Source organism: Ruegeria sp. BI11, from assembly GCF_056538005.1.
Genome location: NZ_JBQFSM010000004.1, coordinates 77951 through 96479 on the forward strand (window position 1 = coordinate 77951; position 18529 = coordinate 96479).

17 protein-coding genes and 1 riboswitch are annotated in these 18529 nt (G+C 58.3%); of the genes, 10 read left to right on the forward strand and 7 right to left on the reverse strand.

All coding sequences use genetic code 11. The features are described from left to right. Positions 1–51: 51 nt before the first annotated feature. The 3 genes from galE to cysQ form a co-directional block, all read right to left on the reverse strand. On the reverse strand, positions 52–1035 hold the full coding sequence (galE, locus tag ACR0DT_RS10885; protein ID WP_480710758.1) for a UDP-glucose 4-epimerase GalE: 984 nt from the start codon (positions 1033–1035) through the stop codon (positions 52–54). 70 nt (positions 1036–1105) lie between these two features. Beyond that, positions 1106–1906 carry a 3-deoxy-manno-octulosonate cytidylyltransferase gene (locus ACR0DT_RS10890; RefSeq protein ID WP_480710759.1) on the reverse strand — a complete coding sequence of 267 codons (801 nt, stop codon included), beginning with the start codon at positions 1904–1906 and terminating at the stop codon, positions 1106–1108. Beyond that, entirely contained in the window at positions 1906–2703 is a 798-nt protein-coding gene (gene cysQ, locus ACR0DT_RS10895; protein WP_480710760.1) for a 3'(2'),5'-bisphosphate nucleotidase CysQ, read from the reverse strand. Before cysQ ends, ACR0DT_RS10890 begins: the two co-directional genes overlap by 1 nt. 122 nt (positions 2704–2825) lie before the next feature. On the opposite strand from cysQ, the gene ACR0DT_RS10900 reads away from it, so the two are divergent. Then, positions 2826–3647, forward strand: a complete 822-nt coding sequence (locus ACR0DT_RS10900) for an ABC transporter permease (RefSeq protein WP_480710761.1) — start codon at positions 2826–2828, stop codon at positions 3645–3647. Here the strand turns inward: ACR0DT_RS10900 and ACR0DT_RS10905 are convergent. Next, a complete protein-coding gene (locus ACR0DT_RS10905; protein WP_480710762.1) occupies positions 3644–4246 on the reverse strand; it encodes an alpha-ketoglutarate-dependent dioxygenase AlkB family protein in 603 nt (200 codons plus the stop codon). The genes ACR0DT_RS10900 and ACR0DT_RS10905 overlap by 4 nt on opposite strands. 212 nt (positions 4247–4458) lie before the next feature. Between ACR0DT_RS10905 and dnaK the strand changes: the two genes are divergently transcribed. From dnaK to radC, 9 genes are all read left to right on the forward strand, one after another. Further along, positions 4459–6366 (forward strand): molecular chaperone DnaK, encoded by a 1908-nt coding sequence (dnaK, locus tag ACR0DT_RS10910; RefSeq protein WP_480710763.1) that lies wholly within the window; start codon positions 4459–4461, stop codon positions 6364–6366. A gap of 74 nt (positions 6367–6440) precedes the next feature. After that, positions 6441–7595: a molecular chaperone DnaJ gene (dnaJ, locus tag ACR0DT_RS10915; protein WP_480710764.1), complete on the forward strand. Its 1155-nt coding sequence runs from the start codon at positions 6441–6443 to the stop codon at positions 7593–7595. Positions 7596–7723: 128 nt separating this feature from the next. After that, positions 7724–7830: riboswitch (TPP riboswitch) on the forward strand. A 43-nt stretch (positions 7831–7873) separates the two neighbouring features. Next, the gene (thiD, locus tag ACR0DT_RS10920) at positions 7874–8677 is read left to right on the forward strand and encodes a bifunctional hydroxymethylpyrimidine kinase/phosphomethylpyrimidine kinase (RefSeq protein ID WP_480710765.1); all 804 of its coding nucleotides are present in this window, start codon (positions 7874–7876) and stop codon (positions 8675–8677) included. Next, positions 8674–9651 carry an FAD-dependent oxidoreductase gene (locus ACR0DT_RS10925; protein ID WP_480710766.1) on the forward strand — a complete coding sequence of 326 codons (978 nt, stop codon included), beginning with the start codon at positions 8674–8676 and terminating at the stop codon, positions 9649–9651. Before thiD ends, ACR0DT_RS10925 begins: the two co-directional genes overlap by 4 nt. Next, positions 9635–9829 carry a sulfur carrier protein ThiS gene (gene thiS / locus ACR0DT_RS10930; protein ID WP_480710767.1) on the forward strand — a complete coding sequence of 65 codons (195 nt, stop codon included), beginning with the start codon at positions 9635–9637 and terminating at the stop codon, positions 9827–9829. The genes ACR0DT_RS10925 and thiS overlap by 17 nt, the downstream gene beginning before the upstream one ends. A 2-nt stretch (positions 9830–9831) precedes the next feature. After that, on the forward strand, positions 9832–10596 hold the full coding sequence (locus ACR0DT_RS10935) for a thiazole synthase (RefSeq protein WP_480710768.1): 765 nt from the start codon (positions 9832–9834) through the stop codon (positions 10594–10596). Next, complete coding sequence (locus ACR0DT_RS10940) at positions 10593–11189, forward strand: thiamine phosphate synthase (RefSeq protein WP_480710769.1); 597 nt, start codon at positions 10593–10595, stop codon at positions 11187–11189. The genes ACR0DT_RS10935 and ACR0DT_RS10940 overlap by 4 nt, the downstream gene beginning before the upstream one ends. Then, the gene (locus ACR0DT_RS10945) at positions 11186–12148 is read left to right on the forward strand and encodes a ThiF family adenylyltransferase (protein WP_480710770.1); all 963 of its coding nucleotides are present in this window, start codon (positions 11186–11188) and stop codon (positions 12146–12148) included. The genes ACR0DT_RS10940 and ACR0DT_RS10945 overlap by 4 nt, the downstream gene beginning before the upstream one ends. 180 nt (positions 12149–12328) lie before the next feature. Beyond that, positions 12329–13084 carry a RadC family protein gene (gene radC, locus ACR0DT_RS10950; RefSeq protein WP_480710771.1) on the forward strand — a complete coding sequence of 252 codons (756 nt, stop codon included), beginning with the start codon at positions 12329–12331 and terminating at the stop codon, positions 13082–13084. 4 nt (positions 13085–13088) lie between these two features. On the opposite strand, the gene ACR0DT_RS10955 is transcribed toward radC, so the two are convergent. The 3 genes from ACR0DT_RS10955 to secA form a co-directional block, all read right to left on the reverse strand. After that, positions 13089–14645, reverse strand: coding sequence for a phosphate ABC transporter substrate-binding/OmpA family protein (locus tag ACR0DT_RS10955; RefSeq protein ID WP_480710772.1), 1557 nt, complete (start codon positions 14643–14645; stop codon positions 13089–13091). A gap of 25 nt (positions 14646–14670) precedes the next feature. Continuing rightward, positions 14671–15594, reverse strand: a complete 924-nt coding sequence (locus tag ACR0DT_RS10960; RefSeq protein ID WP_480710773.1) for a hypothetical protein — start codon at positions 15592–15594, stop codon at positions 14671–14673. 100 nt (positions 15595–15694) lie between these two features. Beyond that, positions 15695–18412 (reverse strand): preprotein translocase subunit SecA, encoded by a 2718-nt coding sequence (secA, locus tag ACR0DT_RS10965; protein WP_480710774.1) that lies wholly within the window; start codon positions 18410–18412, stop codon positions 15695–15697. Positions 18413–18529: the final 117 nt, after the last annotated feature.

The following is an 18529-nucleotide window of genomic DNA, read 5'->3' on the forward strand; positions in this document are numbered from 1 at the left end:
ACCCAACTAATAGGTGGTAGACTATCGGTTGCGTGATCTGTCACCCATGGCTCACTTTTCGTAATTGCCGTTTTGATGCCAGCGCCAGGCATCGCCGATCATCGTCTCTAACGTGGATCTTTTTGGCTCCCAGCCCAGCTCTTGCCCTGCGCGGACCGAACCTGAGACCAGTTTGGTGCAATCGCCAGCGCGGCGAGGACCGATGGAATAGGGCACCTCGCGGTTGGTGACGGCTTTGGAATGCCCGATCACCTCCATCACCGAAAAACCTGATCCGGTGCCAAGATTGAATACTCGGCTGCCCTTGTTCTGTTCCAGCCAGTTCAGACCCAGCACATGGGCATCGACCAGATCGCAGACATGCACATAGTCGCGGATACAGGTGCCGTCGGGCGTGTCGTAATCGGTGCCGAACACAGTCAGACCGTCGCGCTTGCCGTCAATGGCATCCAGCATCAGCGGCACCAGATGGGTTTCGGGACGGTGGAATTCGCCCACTTCGCCCTCGGGATCGGCACCGGCCACGTTGAAATAGCGGAAGATCACATGGTTCAGATCATGGGCGGCCTCGAAATCACGCAGGATGTCCTCGATGGCGCGTTTTGAGGCACCATAAGCGTTCAGTGGCAGTTGCGGGGTATTTTCGTCCAGCACCACATTGTCATGCTCGCCATAGGTGGCGCAGGTCGACGAGAACACGAAGTTCAGGCAGCCAGCGGCGACGGCGGCTTCGATCAAGGACAGTGAGCCGGTGACGTTGTTGGTCCAGTATCTGCCTGGCTGAGACATCGCCTCACCCACTTGGCTGAGGGCGGCGAAATGCATCACGGCGACGGGTTTATATTTGGCAAAGACTTCGTCTAGCTGGGAACGATCCAGCAAATCGCCCTGTTCAAACGGCCCGAATTTCACCGCGTCCTGCCAGCCGGTGATCAGGTTGTCATAGGTCACAGGTGTATAACCCGCCTGCGCTAGCGCCTTGCAGGCGTGCGATCCGATATATCCGGCACCACCGGTTACAAGAATATTGGTCATCTGTTTTCCAGAATAAACATGCTGCGCGCATTTACGCCGTCAGGCTTGTGCAGATCAGGGGGAAAAGAGATCAATCCAACCCCATTGCGGTCATCATTTCCTCAAGCTTAGGGACGTCCTGCGGGTTGTTCAGCTCCCAGAACTGGCGGCCCTTGGCTTCAACCTCGACGCACAGAACCTTGCGGCCGTTTTCCATAAAGCGCAGCTGCTCGAGTCCCTCCAGCTGTTCCAGCGGGCCGACCGGCCAAGTTGGATAAGCCGCCAGTGCATCAGGGCGATAGGCGTAGACGCCGACATGGTGGAAAACCGGGGTCGCGTCGTCGCTGCCATAGGTTTGGGCGGTGAAGGGGACGACCTCTTTTGAGAAATACATGGCACTGTGATCGGCGGCAAAAACAGCGGTGGTGCCGCCAACCCGCCCATGTTTACGGTCGTTCAGCAGACTGTTCAGCGCATCGCCATCGCAGCGCAGCACCGGCGTGGCCACGCCCGCCTCGGGGGCGGCGCGCAGACCGGCAACCAGATCTTCGACAAACCAATGCGGTGTCAGCGGCGCGTCGCCCTGCAGGTTCACCACGATCTCATAGCCTGCGCCCAGGTTGGCATGAGTCTCGGCGCAGCGCTCGGTGCCGTTCTGGCAATCCTCGGATGTCATCACCACCTCGGCTCCGAAGCCTTCAGCCACCTCGCGAATGCGGTCGTCATCGGTGGCAACGACCACCTTGTCGACACCCGACACAGAACAGGCCGCGCGCCAGGACCGTTCGATCAATGTCATCGCGGTGCCATTGGCCCCGGTCAGCGGGACCAGCGGTTTGCCCGGATAGCGGGTCGAGGCATAGCGGGCGGGAATGGCGATCAGAACGGACATCAGGCCTCCTTCAGGTCAACACCCGGAGCGTAGGCGATAAAGAACGGGTTTGCATAGCCGTCCTTGCCATAGGTCAGCGGCGAATGGTCATCGAAACGCACGACTTTGCCACCAGCGCCCGCCAGCACGGCATGGCCTGCGGCGGTGTCCCATTCCATTGTTCGGCCCACGCGGGGGTACAGATCAGCTTCACCCGTGGCGACCAGACAGAATTTCAGCGACGAGCCCGCGCTCTTGCTGTCCTGCACCTGATATTTGTTTATGTAATCCTCAGTGGCCTGGTCGCGGTGCGATTTCGACGCGACGATCATAAGTGCCGAATTGTCCGGATTAGACACTGATATTGAGGTCATTTCCCCAGCCTGCGCCTTGTCGAGCGCGCCGGTTTCTTCAACCGATTGACCATCGGCTTGTGTATAAAACATGCGGCCCTTAGCAGGTGCATAAACGACGCCCCGGGTCGGAACGCCGTTTTCGACCAGCGCGATATTCACGGTGAAATCGCCGCGGCGGTTGATGAATTCCTTGGTGCCGTCCAGCGGATCAACAATCAGGAACGTGTCGCCTTTTTCGGAATGCGACGCGGCCTGTTCTTCGGTCACCAGCAGGATATCGGGGAAAGCTTCGCGCAGACCAGCCGAGATCAGGGCATCGGCGGCCTCATCCGCTTCGGTCACCGGGCTGGCATCTGATTTGACCTTTACGTCGAAATCATCGGAATTGTAGATTTCCATGATCTTGTCGCCGGCTTCCAAAGCCAGTCGTCGGATGACGGGAATGAGGGCGTCGTAGGACACAAAAATGCTCCGTTCCTGTGATTTGTTGATCGAATATCCTGACGGCCTTATGATGTGCCGGTTACGGAACGGCAAGAATTTCGTGGCAGATTGCAGGCGAAAAAACGGGAAAGACGCTTCGGGTGTATTATTTCAGGAGAAATCAAACACTATTGGGCGGTGCGTTCACAACGGCCGAACTAATTTTCCACGCCGTCGTGCGCAGCGTTCGGTCCCAGCATCACAATGCGGTTGTGGCTGTTATCATCAACATCCTGCAGGTACTGGCCCTGGTTGCAGTGTTTTATACGATCATGTCTTTCCTGGGTCCGCGTGTTGCCAGAATCCGGGGCGAATTTATCCTGTTTCTGCTGTCGGGTGTGTTTTTGTTCATCACCCATATCAAGTCCGTCAGCGCAGTTGCTGGTGTCAGTACAGGCAATAACCCGATGATGCTGCATTCGCCGATGAATATGATGGTCGTCCTGCTGGCAACCGCCTTTGGGTCACTTTACACGCAGATTGTGTCACTGACCGTGATCCTGTTTCTATACAGTGTGGCGATCGGACCGATTGAAATTCAGGATCCCGGCGGCGCCTTTGCTATGGTGATCCTGAGCTGGTTTGTCGGATGCGCGGTAGGCGTTGTATTCATGGCTCTGAAACCGTGGTTTCCTACCATTGTCGAGATGCTGACCAACATATACCGGCGGCTGAACATGATTTTTTCGGGGAAAATGTTTGTGGCGAATGCGCTGGGCGGTGCCACACTCGCTATGTTCGCCTGGAATCCACTGTTTCACGTTATTGACCAGTGTCGTGGTTTCCTTTTCCGCAATTACTATCCGCGCAACACAAGCTGGGAATATGCGCTTTGGGTGGCGTTGGTGCTGTTGTTAATCGGCCTGTTGGGGATCTTCTTTTCCCGTCAGCACGTGTCCCAAAGCTGGGACGCACGCCGTTAACGGGCCACGCGCAGTGTCAGGTTGATCCGGCCACCCTTAGGTAGCAGCTTCGAAGACCCGAACCGAATACGGTCGATGCCGTGATAGGTCAGCCGGGCGGGTCCGCCCATGATCACCACATCACCCGAATTCAGCCAAATGGATTCGGTCTTGCCACCCCTTGTCTGGTTGCCGATGCGGAACAATGCGTCATCCCCCAATGAGATTGACAGAACCGGCCAGGAAAAATCGGCCTCGTCCTTGTCCTGATGCAACCCCATCCGGGCCCCTTCGCCGTAATAGTTGATCAGGCAACAGTCGGGATCGCGGTGCGCGCTGGCAAGGTCGCGCCAGATATCAAGAACCTGGTTCGGAATCGCGGGCCAGTCCGCGCCTTTAGGATGTTGCGCCTGATATCTGTAGCCCGTCTTGTCGGTGACCCAGCCCAACGCTCCGGCCGACGTCATGCGCACGGACATTTCCTTGCCCGACGGCGTAACTGGCCGGAATAAGGGGGCCGATTTCAGAATCGGCCGCAGGCTGTCGATCAGCTGCGCCTGTGTCGGCCCATCCAGCCAGGCTTTCCTGATATCAAAACCGCGTAAAAGCAGCCGCGCCATCCGAGAATCCCCGATCCTTGCCAAAACCTTGCCAAAAAGGCCACAGATTCCCGAAAACCTGCGTTTTACAACGCTTGCAGGCCTCTGATCCCGCCCTTATATACGCCGGGACGCGCGATGGTGTAGGGCTGTTGCGCACAGTAGATCGGGGCCGGGTGCCATAACGGGTTCGGACCTCGGGACATCGCCTTGAAGAGAAAGGGATTGAACATATGGGAAAAGTAATCGGGATTGACCTCGGAACCACCAACTCGTGTGTGGCCATTATGGACGGCTCGCAACCGAAGGTCATCGAAAACGCCGAAGGGGCGCGGACCACGCCCTCGATCGTCGCCTTCACCGAAGATGAGCGACTGGTCGGTCAGCCTGCAAAACGTCAGGCGGTCACCAACCCTGACAACACGATCTTTGGCGTCAAGCGTCTGATCGGTCGTCGTGTGGATGATGCCGAAGTCGAAAAAGACAAGAAAATGGTGCCGTACGCCATCGTTGATGGTGGCAATGGCGACGCGTGGGTAGAAGCCCGCGGTGAAAAATATTCCCCAAGCCAGATCTCGGCCTTCACTCTGGGCAAGATGAAGGAAACCGCCGAGAGCTATCTGGGTGAGGAAGTCACGCAGGCGGTTATCACTGTTCCGGCCTATTTCAATGACGCTCAGCGTCAGGCCACCAAAGACGCCGGTAAAATCGCCGGTCTGGAAGTGTTACGGATCATCAACGAACCGACAGCTGCTGCGCTGGCCTATGGTCTGGACAAAGAAGAAACTCAAACTATCGCGGTATATGACCTTGGTGGCGGTACTTTCGACGTGACCATTCTGGAAATCGACGACGGCCTGTTCGAGGTTAAGTCGACCAACGGTGACACCTTCCTGGGTGGTGAAGACTTTGACATGCGCATCGTCAACTACCTGGCCGATGAGTTCAAAAAAGAACACGGTGTCGATCTGTCTGCCGACAAGATGGCCCTGCAGCGTCTGAAAGAAGCTGCTGAAAAAGCCAAGATCGAATTGTCCTCGACCTCGCAAACCGAAATCAACCAGCCGTTCATCTCGATGGGGTCGAACGGTCAGCCGCTGCACATGGTCATGAAACTGACCCGTGCCAAGCTGGAATCGCTGGTTTCTGACCTGATCAAGAAGTCGATGAAGCCCTGCGCGGCTGCTCTGAAAGACGCGGGTCTGTCGGCCAACGACGTGGACGAAGTTGTTCTGGTCGGTGGTATGACCCGGATGCCGAAAGTGATCGAAGAGGTCACCAAATTCTTCGGTAAAGAGCCGCACAAAGGTGTGAACCCGGACGAAGTCGTTGCCATGGGCGCCGCCATTCAGGCCGGTGTTCTGCAAGGCGACGTCAAAGACGTGGTTCTGCTGGACGTGACCCCGCTGTCGCTGGGTATCGAAACGCTGGGTGGCGTGTTCACACGCCTGATCGACCGCAACACAACGATCCCGACCAAGAAGTCGCAGGTTTTCTCGACCGCAGAAGACAACCAGAACGCCGTAACCATCCGCGTGTTCCAGGGTGAGCGTGAAATGGCTGCGGACAACAAGATCCTGGGTCAGTTCAACCTCGAAGATATCCCACCCGCACCGCGAGGCATGCCTCAGATCGAGGTGACTTTTGATATCGATGCCAACGGCATTGTCTCGGTCTCGGCCAAGGACAAAGGTACCGGCAAAGAGCAGAAGATCACCATTCAGGCATCTGGCGGTCTGTCGGATGACGACATCGAAAAGATGGTCAAGGACGCCGAAGAGAACGCGGAAGCCGACAAGGAACGCCGCGAACTGGTCGATGCCAAGAACCAAGCGGAAAGCCTCATCCACTCGACCGAGAAGTCGATGGAAGAGCATGCCGACAAGGTCGATCCGACCACCATCGAAGCCATCGAGCTGGCAATTGCTGCGCTGAAGGACGAGCTGGAGACCGAAAATGCCGACAAGATCAAGTCGGGCATCCAGAACGTCACCGAAGCGGCCATGAAGCTGGGCGAAGCCATCTATAAGGCGCAAGCCGAAGAAGGTGAGGATGAGCCTGCAGCGGCAGATGCTGCACCGGGTGAGGATGACATTGTCGACGCCGAGTTCGAAGATCTGGACGACGACAAGCGTAACTAACGGGTAACCGGGCCAATGCGGGCCGGTCCGGTTGCCGGGCCGGCCCGATTACGTTGAGGCAGAAGGAAACACTGATGTCAAAACGCGACTACTATGATGTGCTCGGCGTAGCTAAGGGCGCATCGGCGGATGAAATCAAAAAGGGTTTTCGTAAGAAAGCCAAAGAGTTGCATCCCGATCGCAACAAAGACAACCCGGATGCCGAGTCGCAGTTCAAAGAGGCCAACGAGGCTTATGATGTTCTGCGCGACGCTGACAAAAAAGCTGCTTACGACCGCTTTGGCCACGCGGCCTTTGAAAACGGTATGGGTGGCGGCGGTGGTCGTCCCGGCGGCGGCTTTGGTCAGGGTGACTTCTCCAGCGCGTTCTCGGATGTGTTCGACGATTTGTTCGGCGATTTCATGGGCGGTCAGCGTGGCGGTGCCGGTGGCGGACGTCGTGCGGCGCGCGGATCGGACCTTCGCTATAACCTTCGCGTAACGCTGGAAGAGGCGTTCGCAGGTCTGCAGAAAACCATCAGTGTTCCCGCCGCTGTGGCCTGTTCGGCCTGTGACGGTTCGGGCGCGGAAGGCGGAGTAGAGCCGACCACTTGTCCGACCTGCTCGGGCATGGGCAAGGTACGTGCGCAGCAGGGTTTCTTTACCGTTGAACGCTCGTGCCCGACTTGTTCGGGGCTGGGTCAGATCATCAAGAACCCCTGTAAAGCCTGCGGCGGTGCAGGCCGCGTAGAAAAAGAGCGGGCGCTGTCCGTCAACATTCCCGCCGGCGTGGAAACCGGTACGCGTATTCGCCTGGCAGGTGAGGGTGAGGCCGGCATGCGTGGTGGCCCTCCGGGTGATTTGTACATCTTTGTCGAAGTGTCGGATCACAAGCTGTTCGAACGCGACAGTGTGAACTTGTATTGCCGCGTTCCGGTCAGCATGGGCAAGGCCGCGCTGGGCGGATCGATCGAAGTGCCAACCATCGACGGTGGCCGCGGCCGCGTGCAGATTCCGGCAGGCAGCCAGTCAGGCCGCCAGATGCGCCTGCGCGGCAAGGGCATGCCCGCCCTGCGTGGCGGTGGCGTGGGTGACATGTTCATCGAGCTCGCCGTGGAAACACCGGTAAATCTGACCAGCCGCCAGAAAGAACTGCTGCGTGAGTTCGACGACCTGGGTGAAGATAACCATCCGGAATCAAAAAGCTTTTTCTCATCCGTCAAATCCTTTTGGGATGGAATGAAGGGTTAAGACCACGCTGCCAATTTTCGAATGAGCCGATCCCCTTGGGTCGGCTTTTTTCGTTTCATAGGTCCAGTTCGTTGATGAACTGCGCCAAAATTGGCCCTTGAATCCCCTCGCAACCCCTGAGATTGTCGCGCCAACCGTTGGGGTGCCCTGATCAAAGGGCTGAGAGGCGTGAACGCGCTAACCCATCGAACCTGATCCGGGCAATACCGGCGGAGGGAACGGTCTACACATACAGACGTTTTCCATGCTGCGTTGCCCTTAGAAGATGGAGCAACGATATGGCGCATATTGCCCTGACTATTGCGGGCTCGGACAGCGGGGGCGGGGCTGGGATTCAGGCGGATCTTAAGGCGATGTCCGCGCTGGGCGTGTATGGGGCCAGTGTAATCACAGCAGTGACGGCGCAGAACACGCGGGCTGTGACGGCGGTGCATGGGATACCGCTGAACGTGGTTGCCGCCCAGATCGATGCGGTGCTGACCGACCTAGATGTGGGCGCGATCAAGATCGGCATGCTAGCGACGCCTGATATTATCCAAACCGTGGCCGAAGCCATTGCTGCATTTGACGGCCCTGTGGTTTTGGATCCGGTGATGATCGCCAAATCCGGTGATGCTTTGCTGGCGCGGGACGCAGTTCAGACCCTGCGTGAGATTCTTTTGCCCCGAGCGACCATTTTGACCCCGAACTTGCCCGAGGCCGCGTGTTTGCTTGGAGCAACTGACGCCGAAACCCCCGATCAGATGATCGCCCAAGGGATGGCGTTGTGCGGGTTGGGCGCGCAGTCGGTGCTGATGAAAGGGGGGCATAGGCGCGGGGACGTTTGTCACGACCTTCTGATTAACCCTTCAGGCGCTTTGGCTGAATTCACGGCCCCCCGGTGCGACACGCGCAATACGCATGGCACCGGTTGCACCCTGTCGTCTTCGATCGCGGCAGGGTTGGCGCAGGGGCTTGGTCTGACCGACGCGGTTGCGCAGGCGCATGACTATCTGCAAGGGGCCATTATCCAAGCTGACACTCTGATGGTCGGGCAGGGGCACGGTCCGGTTCATCATTTTCATCGGGTCTGGCCCGCGTGACTGTTTGGTCGATCATAGGGGCTGGCGTGGCGGGATTGGCTGTCGCCAGTGAACTGGTGTCGCGCGGGGCAAATGTTCAGGTGTATGACCCCGGCGGTTCGCCGGGCCCGCATGGGTGTTCGTGGTGGGCGGGCGGCATGCTGGCCCCGTGGTGCGAGTTTGAAAACGCCGAGGAACCGGTTTTGCGTCTAGGTCAGGCCGCTTTGGAGTGGTGGGCCGCGCGCACGCAAGTTTCGCGGCGGGGCACTTTGGTCGTCGCCAATCCGCGCGATTTGCCCGATCTGCGCCGATTTGCCCGCCGTACCGACGGGTATGTTGAAGTCGATCGAGCCAAATTACTCCAATTAGAGCCTGATTTGACCAGTTTTGCCAAAGGTCTGCACTTTGCGGATGAGGCGCATCTGGACCCGCGACAGGCGCTGCGTGATTTGCACCGTCAGTTGCAGGAACAGGGTGTCACGTTCTACCGAAAACTGGCCCCGTCCCGGTTGGAGAATGCAATCGATTGCCGCGGACTGCACGCCCGCGAAGTGTTGCATGACCTGCGTGGTGTGAAGGGTGAGATGCTGGTGATCCGCTGCCGGGATGTGACCCTGACCCGCCCCGTGCGTCTGCTGCATCCAAGGATGCCGCTGTACATCGTGCCGCGCGGGGATGGCGTCTACATGCTGGGCGCATCTATGATCGAAAGCGAAGACAGCAGCCGCATCACGGCCCGATCCATGCTGGAACTGCTCAGCGCGGCTTATGCGCTGAACCCCGCCTTTGGCGAGGCCGAGGTGCTTGAGATTGGCGTCGATCTGCGCCCGGCATTTCCGGACAACCTGCCTCGAATCCGACGGCTGGGGTGCACGATTTACGCCAACGGGCTGTACCGTCATGGCTATCTGTTGGCCCCCGCGTTGGCGCAGGGTGTGGCCGATCTGGCGCTGGACAATAAACATTCGGAGATGGTCGATGAAGATCGTGCTTAACGGTGAACCGCGCGAGGTGCGCGCTGAAATCCTTTCGGATCTGTTGGATGAATGCGGGTTCTCGGGGCGGGTGGCAACGGCCGTGAACGAGGATTTTGTGCCCTCGAGTCTGCGTCTCGCTCATAAACTGACTGATGGCGACCGGGTTGAGGTCGTCGCACCGATGCAGGGGGGCTGAAGATGAAAAGTTTCTACGCCACCGAACTGCCCAACGCGCTGATGCTGGGCACAGCGCAATATCCCAGCCCGGCCGTCCTAGAACAGGCGTTTCGCGACAGTGGTGCGGGCGTGGCGACAGTGTCCTTGCGGCGGGAATCCGGCGCGGGACAGACATTTTGGCAGATGATCCGCGAGCTGGGCGTGCTGATCCTGCCCAACACTGCTGGATGCCACACGGTCAAAGAGGCCGTGACCACCGCCCATATGGCGCGAGAGGTGTTTGATACCAAGTGGATCAAGCTGGAACTGATCGGCCACACTGACAGTTTGCAGCCCGACGTGTTTCAACTGGTCGACGCCGCGCGCATCCTGACTGAGGACGGGTTTCAAGTGTTTCCCTACACAACCGATGATCTGATCGTGGGCGAACGGCTACTGGCCGCCGGGTGTGAGGTGTTGATGCCCTGGGGGGCGCCCATCGGGTCAGGACGGGGGCTGAACAATGAATATGCCTTGCGTGCGATGCGCGCCGAATTCCCCGACGTGCCGCTGGTGGTGGATGCCGGGATTGGCCTGCCCAGCCATGCCGCGCAGGCGATGGAGCTGGGCTACGACGCGGTTCTGCTGAACACTGCAGTGGCACGTGCCGGAAACCCCGCCGCCATGGCGCGTGCCATGATGCTGGCGATAGAGGCCGGGCAATTGGCGTATCAGGCAGATCCGATCGAGGCGCGCGACATGGCTGAACCTTCCACCCCGGTAATCGGAAAGGCCTTTTTATCATGACGTTGGACCGATTTTATCCGATCTTCGATCACTCGGACTGGTTGCGTCGGATGCTGCCACTGGGTGTGAAACTGGTGCAGTTGCGGATCAAGGATCAGCCCGACGAGGTTATACACGAACAGATTGCCCAATCGCGGGACCTGTGTCGCACACACGACGCGGTTTTGGTGGTGAACGACCATTGGCAGGCAGCCATCGATGCCGGTTGCAATTGGATTCACCTCGGGCAGGAGGATCTGGACGAGGCCGATCTGAAAGCCCTCCGTAAGGCGGGGCTGAAACTGGGCGTTTCCACCCATGATGATGATGAGTTGGAGCGGGTTTTGGCCATGGATCCGGATTATGTGGCGTTGGGTCCGGTCTATCCCACCATCCTGAAGAAGATGAAATGGGAACAACAGGGCCTGCCACGCGTCACTGAATGGAAGGCGCGGCTGGGGGAAATTCCTCTGGTCGGGATTGGCGGCATGAGCGTCGAACGCGCACCAGGAGTTCTTGCCGCCGGGGCCGACATCGTTTCGGTCGTCACAGACATCACGCTGAACGCTGACCCTGAAACCCGTGTGCGCGAATGGATCGAGGTCACGCGATGAACCGCTATGCGCGCCAGATGATCCTGCCCGAGGTTGGGGAGGCTGGGCAGATCAACCTGTCCGCCGCACGGGTTTTGGTAGTGGGGGCAGGCGGGTTGGCCGCGCCGGTGTTGCCGTTGTTGGCTGGGGCCGGGGTGGGGCACCTGACCATTATGGACCGGGATGAAGTCGCGATATCGAACCTGCATCGGCAGACTTTGTTCACCGAAACTGACTGTGGATGCGCTAAGGTTGATGTCGCCGCCAAGCGCTGTAGCGCGCAGAATAGTGAAATCACAGTCGTTGCTAAAAAACAGGCTCTAACAAGCGAAAACGCTGCAAAATTTGTTGAGGAAGCAGACATCATCCTGGATTGTGCGGATAGCTATGCCGCCAGCTATATTCTGTCGGATACATGTTTCGCGCAGGGCAAGCCGCTGATCAGTGCATCCGTATTGGGTCTGTCCGGCTATGTCGGTGGGTTCTGTGCTGGTGCACCGTCTTTGCGCGCGGTGTTCCCAAACGCTCCGGACAGCGGCGCGAGCTGTGCGACCGCCGGAGTACTGGGCCCAGTCGTAGGGATGATTGGCGCAATGCAGGCGCAAATGGCGCTGGGCGTGATCCTCGGTCTGGATTCTTCACCTTTGGGTCAGATGGTGCAATTTGATGCCCGCACGCTGCGCAGTACCACGTTTCGGTTTGGCGGCGCTCCGGAACCTGCGCAACACTTTCCATTTCTTTCCGCCAGCCAATTGACTGAAGACGATTTGATTATTGATCTGCGTACCGTGGATGAGGCCCCTGAATCGCTTCATGCTAACGCGGGTCGTGACAGACTGGATTTTTTAGAAACAGAGACTAATCCGGGTAAAAGACTGGCACTTTGCTGCGCTTCCGGTCTGCGCGCATGGCGGGCGGCCGAATTGATTCAACCGGATTGGCCGGGCGAGATTGTCCTCGTCGCAGCGTCAACCTCATGAGTGAAAAGGAACGCAAGACTGGTTGATATTGGTCGCCTGATGAAAGGTGGCCTAGTTTGTCGCAAACACCCCCTCCGCGGCTTTGCCCTTGTTGGCATCAAGGATGCGCCGAGCTACGGCATCTTTGGTCGCTGAGGCGCGTTAACCTTTCAGAAACCGATTCTGCGTCAATCTGGGCGCATGACTCAGGACGCCTTTGCCGAAGCCCCGATGCTGTTTGAAAGTGACGAAGCCCCGGTGGCGCCGCTGCCTTCGGGGCGGTTGCCGTCCTATATCAAGGATCACCGCAAGAGATTGCGCGAAAGGTTTATGTCTGGCGGTTCGGCTGCGATGCCGGATTATGAACTGTTGGAACTTGTCTTGTTCCGATCAATCCCGCGGCAGGATGTAAAGCCGCTGGCACGGGCGCTGATGGACACGTTTGGTGATTTCAACCGGGTTTTGACCGCGCCCGAGGAACGACTGCGTCAGATCAAGGGTGCAGGTGACACTGTGATCACCGACCTAAAAATCCTTGAGGCCTGTGCCCATCGCATGGCCCGCGCGCGGGTGATGCAGCGGCATGTAATCTCGGGCTGGGATGCACTGCTGGACTATTGCCACACAACGATGGCGCATCGCGAAACCGAGCAGTTCCGAGTGTTCTATTTGGACCGGAAGAACGTGCTGATCGCGGATGAGGAACAAGCCAAGGGTACCGTGGATCACGTGCCGGTTTACCCCCGTGAGGTGGCGAAAAGGGCGCTGGAACTGAATGCTTCGGCCTTGATCCTGGTGCACAATCACCCTTCGGGTGATCCGACGCCGTCGCAGTCAGATATTGATATGACCAACCGCATACAGGACGCATGTCTGGCACTGGGGCTGACTCTGCATGATCATTTGATCATCGGTAAATCGACTGAGCTGAGCTTTCGGTCGCAGGGGTATCTGTAGCGGGCTACTTCACCCATATCTCGACCCTGCGGTTGATCTTGCGCCCCCAGTCGGTGTCGTCGCAGGCCATCGGCATTGCCTCGCCAAAAGCATCGACCTGCAGCTCAACACTGTCGGGAATGGCAGTTTCCACCGCAGCCAGCACCGCATTGCGCACGGTTTTCGCACGCAACATGGCGATCTGTTTATTGGTGTTCGCGGCACCGTCGCCGTCGCTGAAGCCGACAAAGACCAACTTACGCGCGTTCAACGTACCAGCCTCAAGCTGCTGGGCTAGATGCTGGATGTTTGATCTCGATTGTGCATCGGGGCGGGAGGAGCCTGCCTCGAAACGTACGGACAGCGACATCCGGGACATCGGTCTGAGGGTTTCGACCATGCGCTGCAATTCTTCCAATCCGACCTCGGGGCCACCGGACGCTACCGCATTGGCCAAACGATCCCCCTGCAACCCGAGCCGCATCATCTCAGGCTCTTGATCGACAAAACCGGCCTTACGGATCGCCTTCTGGGCAGGGGTGCTTTGCGCATAGGCCAGAAATTGTCGTGCGATACGAGGCAGGCGCCGCTTGGGCAGGTAGAGGAACATGGGCGAGGTCAGCGGATAGTCCTCGGTTTTGATCGTCTGCCGGGTGGCTGTCAACACATGGCCGCACCCACCGGTTAGAGGCAGCGCGCGGGCCGTATCGGCCTCGGCCTGGCTGGCGATGCCGATGGCGAAGGGGTCGGTGGTCACCGCATGAACCAGATCGCTGCTGCGGTCATGCCGGATTACTGTATCAGTAAGCGCAACGCTCGCCGGTGAAAGCAGTTGATCCTCGACCCCTTGGGCCAGACCCGACCCGGCACCGGTCAGATGCAGTGCAATCGGCGCGTCCGGCCCACCCAGGGCGGACCAGTTGTCAATCGCGCCGGAAAACACCAATGCCAGGTCAGCGGGCGAAATATGAGGCACCGGATTGTCCCGCGCCACGATGGGCACAAGCGCATCCAGCGCCACAACCCGTGACCGGCGCGCAAGGGTTAGATCACCCAGCCCGGCATCTTCGGCGGCCTCCTGCTCTGACGGGCGAATTTCACGCAATGCCATGACAATGTCGGTCTGATCCGCGATCAGATCGGCAAAGCCCTGTCCGGTGTTGCCGATGTCGAAAAAGAACCGACCTAGCGGTGCATTGCGCCCAGGCTGGTGCAGCTCATAGGTCAAGGTATTCGGGTTGGATAGGTCCGGCGTTGCAATTAGCCCTTCCTGCTCGGCAAAGCCCATCAACAGGGCTGGCAGTACTTTTTCAGCCATGACGGACGAGCCGGAAAACCGCAATTCACCCACGAAATCGGTCAGGTTGGGGCAGGCGGGGCCATCGCATGTCACACCCGATCCGTCCACCGTTAGCTCACCAAACTGGGTGTTGACGCGATAGAATTCACCATCGAAGCCCAGCAGCGTGCCGGTTACCTCGACCTTGCCGTCATGAGAGGTGAGCGTGATATCCTGCGCCTGTACGGCTGTAGCGAGTGTTGCCGAAAACAGTGCAGCCACCGCCACACGAAAAAATGTCATTGGAAGTTCGAGCCTGCCTGCGGTTTTAGTTTGCCGCGATTGTCAGGTTTTGGAACAGATTATTCAACACCAGAAAATCTCCGGTTCTGGAACAGTCGGGAAAGCTCAGCATGAATTCGCGCGACCGCAATTTCCGGTCTTCGCGCAGTTCCAGCGATTGAACCCGCAGATCAGTGCCGCAGTTTTCTGCTGTTACCTCAGCCTCAACCGTCAATTCGATTGAGCCGGATTGATCAGATTGCGCCGCCGGAAAGGAATAGATCTCAAGGTTGCGGGCATCGCTGAACGTAGGTTGTGTCAGCTGTACAACATTGCCCGCGCCTGTGGATTCAGGTTGCGCCGAGACATGGCCTGCGTCACCATAGCTGGCCCCAAATTCCAGCGCATGTATCTGCAGTTCAGTCTGACCCTGCCATTGCAGGGCTATGCGGGAATACTGGCCGATGTCGGGGATGTGAGTGGTGGCTACGGTCCCTTTCTGATCGTCAAGCGAGATCAGAAAGATCGCGTATTCCGACAAGGCCGGTATGGTCAGATCCAATTTGCCATTGGCGTCCGTCTGTTGGGTAACGGTCAATCCGTTGTGATGAATCTCGATCCGTTCATTGCCGTGACAGGGGGCTTTAACGATCAGGCGCGCGGCAGCACCAGTGACGGCACGCGCCCGGGCGCTGAGATTACAATCAACCTGGTCAGAGGGGGTTGACCGGCTGGATGTCTGGTTCGGTTGAGCCAAAGGGGGCGTGCGGTCTGTTCCCTGGGCGGGGGTCGAGGAGGTCAAGACAATGTCCTCCAGCCCGGGAATATCCGCGCTTTGATCAGCAGCCGCAATCTGAGTGCCCTGCACGTCGTCTGACCACGCAGGGAATCCATTCTGCATCAGGTAACCAATAGCCAGCGCGCAAACGACTGTGCCGCCGGTAGTCACGTAGTTCTTTATTACAAACAAGACACCCTCCCCAGTTGAAGGAGCGAGTCGCATATTGATTCCAAATCACGGCCAATATGTGGCCGTGACAGGGACTCAATGTGTCTCAATTGGGGTGACGTTAGGTCAGGCGCCCGTGGCAATGCTTGAATTTCTTGCCCGAGCCACAGGGGCACCGGTCGTTGCGCGACGGATTCCCCCAGGTGCTTGGGTCATCCTCGACAAAGCCGGGGCGCGGGTCGCCCGAGGCTTCGGCTTCCGCCACCGCTTCGGCCCGTTCGGTTGCTTGTTCGACCTTCTGTTGCGCCTGTGCCTGTTGAGCCTGCATCTGCGCCAGCATTTCCCGTTGCTCGTCTTCGGTCAGCGGGCGCACGCGTGACAATTGCTGGGTCACGGTTTCGCGCAAGCTGTCCAGCATACCTTCGAACAGTTGGAAGCTTTCGTTCTTGTATTCGTTCAGCGGGTCGCGCTGGGCGTAGCCGCGGAACCCAACGACCGAGCGTAGATGCTCCAGCGTCAACAGATGTTCGCGCCATTTGCTGTCAATGGTGTTTAGCAGAACCTGCTTTTCGATATTGCGCATGTTCTCGGGACCAAAGGCAGCCGCCTTCTGGGCCATCATCTCATCTGCGGCGTTAACAAGGCGTTCGCGCACCTGTTCGTCATCCACGCCTTCTTCAGCGGCCCAATCCTGTACCGGTGCGTCGATGGTCAGTTTGTCCCTGACCGCTTCGTGCAGACCGTCGGTGTCCCACTGATCTGCATAGGATTTTGGCGGCATGTGCTCGTCGATCAGATCGTCGATCACCTGTTCGCGCATGTCCGAGACGATCTCGGACAGGTCGTCCGAGGACATAATCTCACGCCGTTGGCTGAACACCACTTTCCGCTGGTCGTTCATCACATCGTCGAATTTCAGAACGTTCTTGCGCATGTCAAAGTTGCGGCCTTCAACCTTGGACTGCGCGCGTTCCAGTGACTTGTTTACCCAGGGGTGAACGATCGCCTCGCCTTCTTTCATGCCCAAAGTGGTCAGCACCTTGTCTAGCCGTTCCGAGCCGAAGATACGCATCAAGTCGTCTTCGAGGCTGAGGTAGAACACCGTGCGACCCGGATCGCCCTGACGACCAGAACGACCACGCAATTGGTTGTCGATGCGGCGGCTTTCGTGGCGTTCAGAGGCCATCACATAAAGGCCACCAGCAGCCAGAACCTTTTCTTTTTCTTCGGCGTGGCGTGCCTCTTCGGCCGCGCGCAGTTCCGCGGGGTCGGCCTCGGGGTTCTCCGCCATGGCCTGCAGAACTTTCATTTCCACATTGCCGCCCAGCTGAATGTCGGTGCCGCGACCCGCCATGTTGGTGGCGATGGTCACCGCGCCTAGACGGCCCGCATCGGCGACGATCTGTGCCTCTTGCTCGTGCTGGCGGGCGTTCAGAACATTGTGTTCGATGCCTTCCTTTTGCAGCATTTGGCTCAGCAACTCGGATTTCTCGATCGACGTGGTGCCCAATAGGACCGGCTGGCCCTTTTCCTGCGCTTCTTTGGTCTGTTCGATCATCGCGCCGTATTTTTCACCAGCCGTGCGATAGACCTGATCGTCCTCGTCCTCGCGGGCAATGGGCTTGTTGGTTGGAACCTCGACCACGCCCAGACCATAGATTTCCTGGAATTCCTCGGCCTCGGTCAATGCGGTGCCGGTCATACCGCCCAGCTTGTCGTACAGGCGGAAATAGTTCTGGAAGGTCACGCTGGCCAGTGTCACGTTTTCCGGCTGAATCTGCACGCCTTCCTTGGCTTCGATGGCTTGATGCAGACCTTCGGACAGGCGGCGGCCCGGCATCATACGGCCAGTGAATTCGTCGATCAGCACGACATCGCCGTCACGGACGATATAGTCCTTGTCGCGTGTGAACAGCTTATGCGCGCGCAGACCCTGGTTCACGTGGTGTACAACCGTTGTGCTTTCCGGATCGTACAGCGAATGCCCTTCGGGGATCAGGCCCGCGGCGATCAGCTGCTGTTCCAGAAACTCGTTGCCTTCATCGGTGAAGGTCACGTTGCGGGACTTTTCGTCCAGCGAATAGTGATCGTCCTGCAGCGAGGGGATCAGTGCATCGATGGCGGTATAAAGATCAGATCGGTCCTGCGATGGCCCCGAGATAATCAGCGGCGTCCGCGCCTCGTCGATCAGGATCGAGTCGACCTCATCCACAATCGCGAAATTGTGGTATTTCTGGTAAATCTGATCCAGCTCCGCCTTCATGTTGTCGCGCAGATAGTCGAAACCCAGCTCGTTATTGGTCGCATAGGTTACGTCGCAGGCATAAGCGGCCTTTTTCTCGGCGTCGGGCTGACCCGACCAGATCACGCCGGTAGTCATACCCACGGCGGCAAACACTTTGCCCATCCATTCCGAGTCACGCTTGGCCAGGTATTCGTTAACCGTAACCACGTGCACGCCCTTGCCGGTCAGCGCGTTCAGATAAGCGGGGAAGGTGGCGACCAGTGTCTTACCCTCACCCGTCTTCATTTCCGAGATATTGCCCTGATGCAGGAATGTGCCGCCCATCAGCTGCACGTCAAAGGCGCGCAGGCCCAGCGCGCGTTTAGCGCCTTCGCGGACGTTGGCAAAGGCCTCGGGCAGCAGGCTATCCAGGCTCTCACCGTCCAGCGCGCGTTTGCGCAGTTCGGCGGTTTTTTCGATCAGGCCGTCATCGGACAGTTTCTCGAACTCGGGTTCCAGCGCGTTGATCTGTTCGATCAGGGGGCGGGTCGCCTTGATCTTGCGGTCGTTCGGTGTTCCGAACACCTTTTTGGCGAGCGTTCCGAGTCCCAGCATGTTCACTCCAGCGGATCTATTCTTGTCTTGGTTGCGACAGGCTTGCCCACCTTGCGCGCAACCCATAGATACGGGGGGTGAAAGGCGGCCCTGTCCAAGGCTTCAAAGCGATGTAAG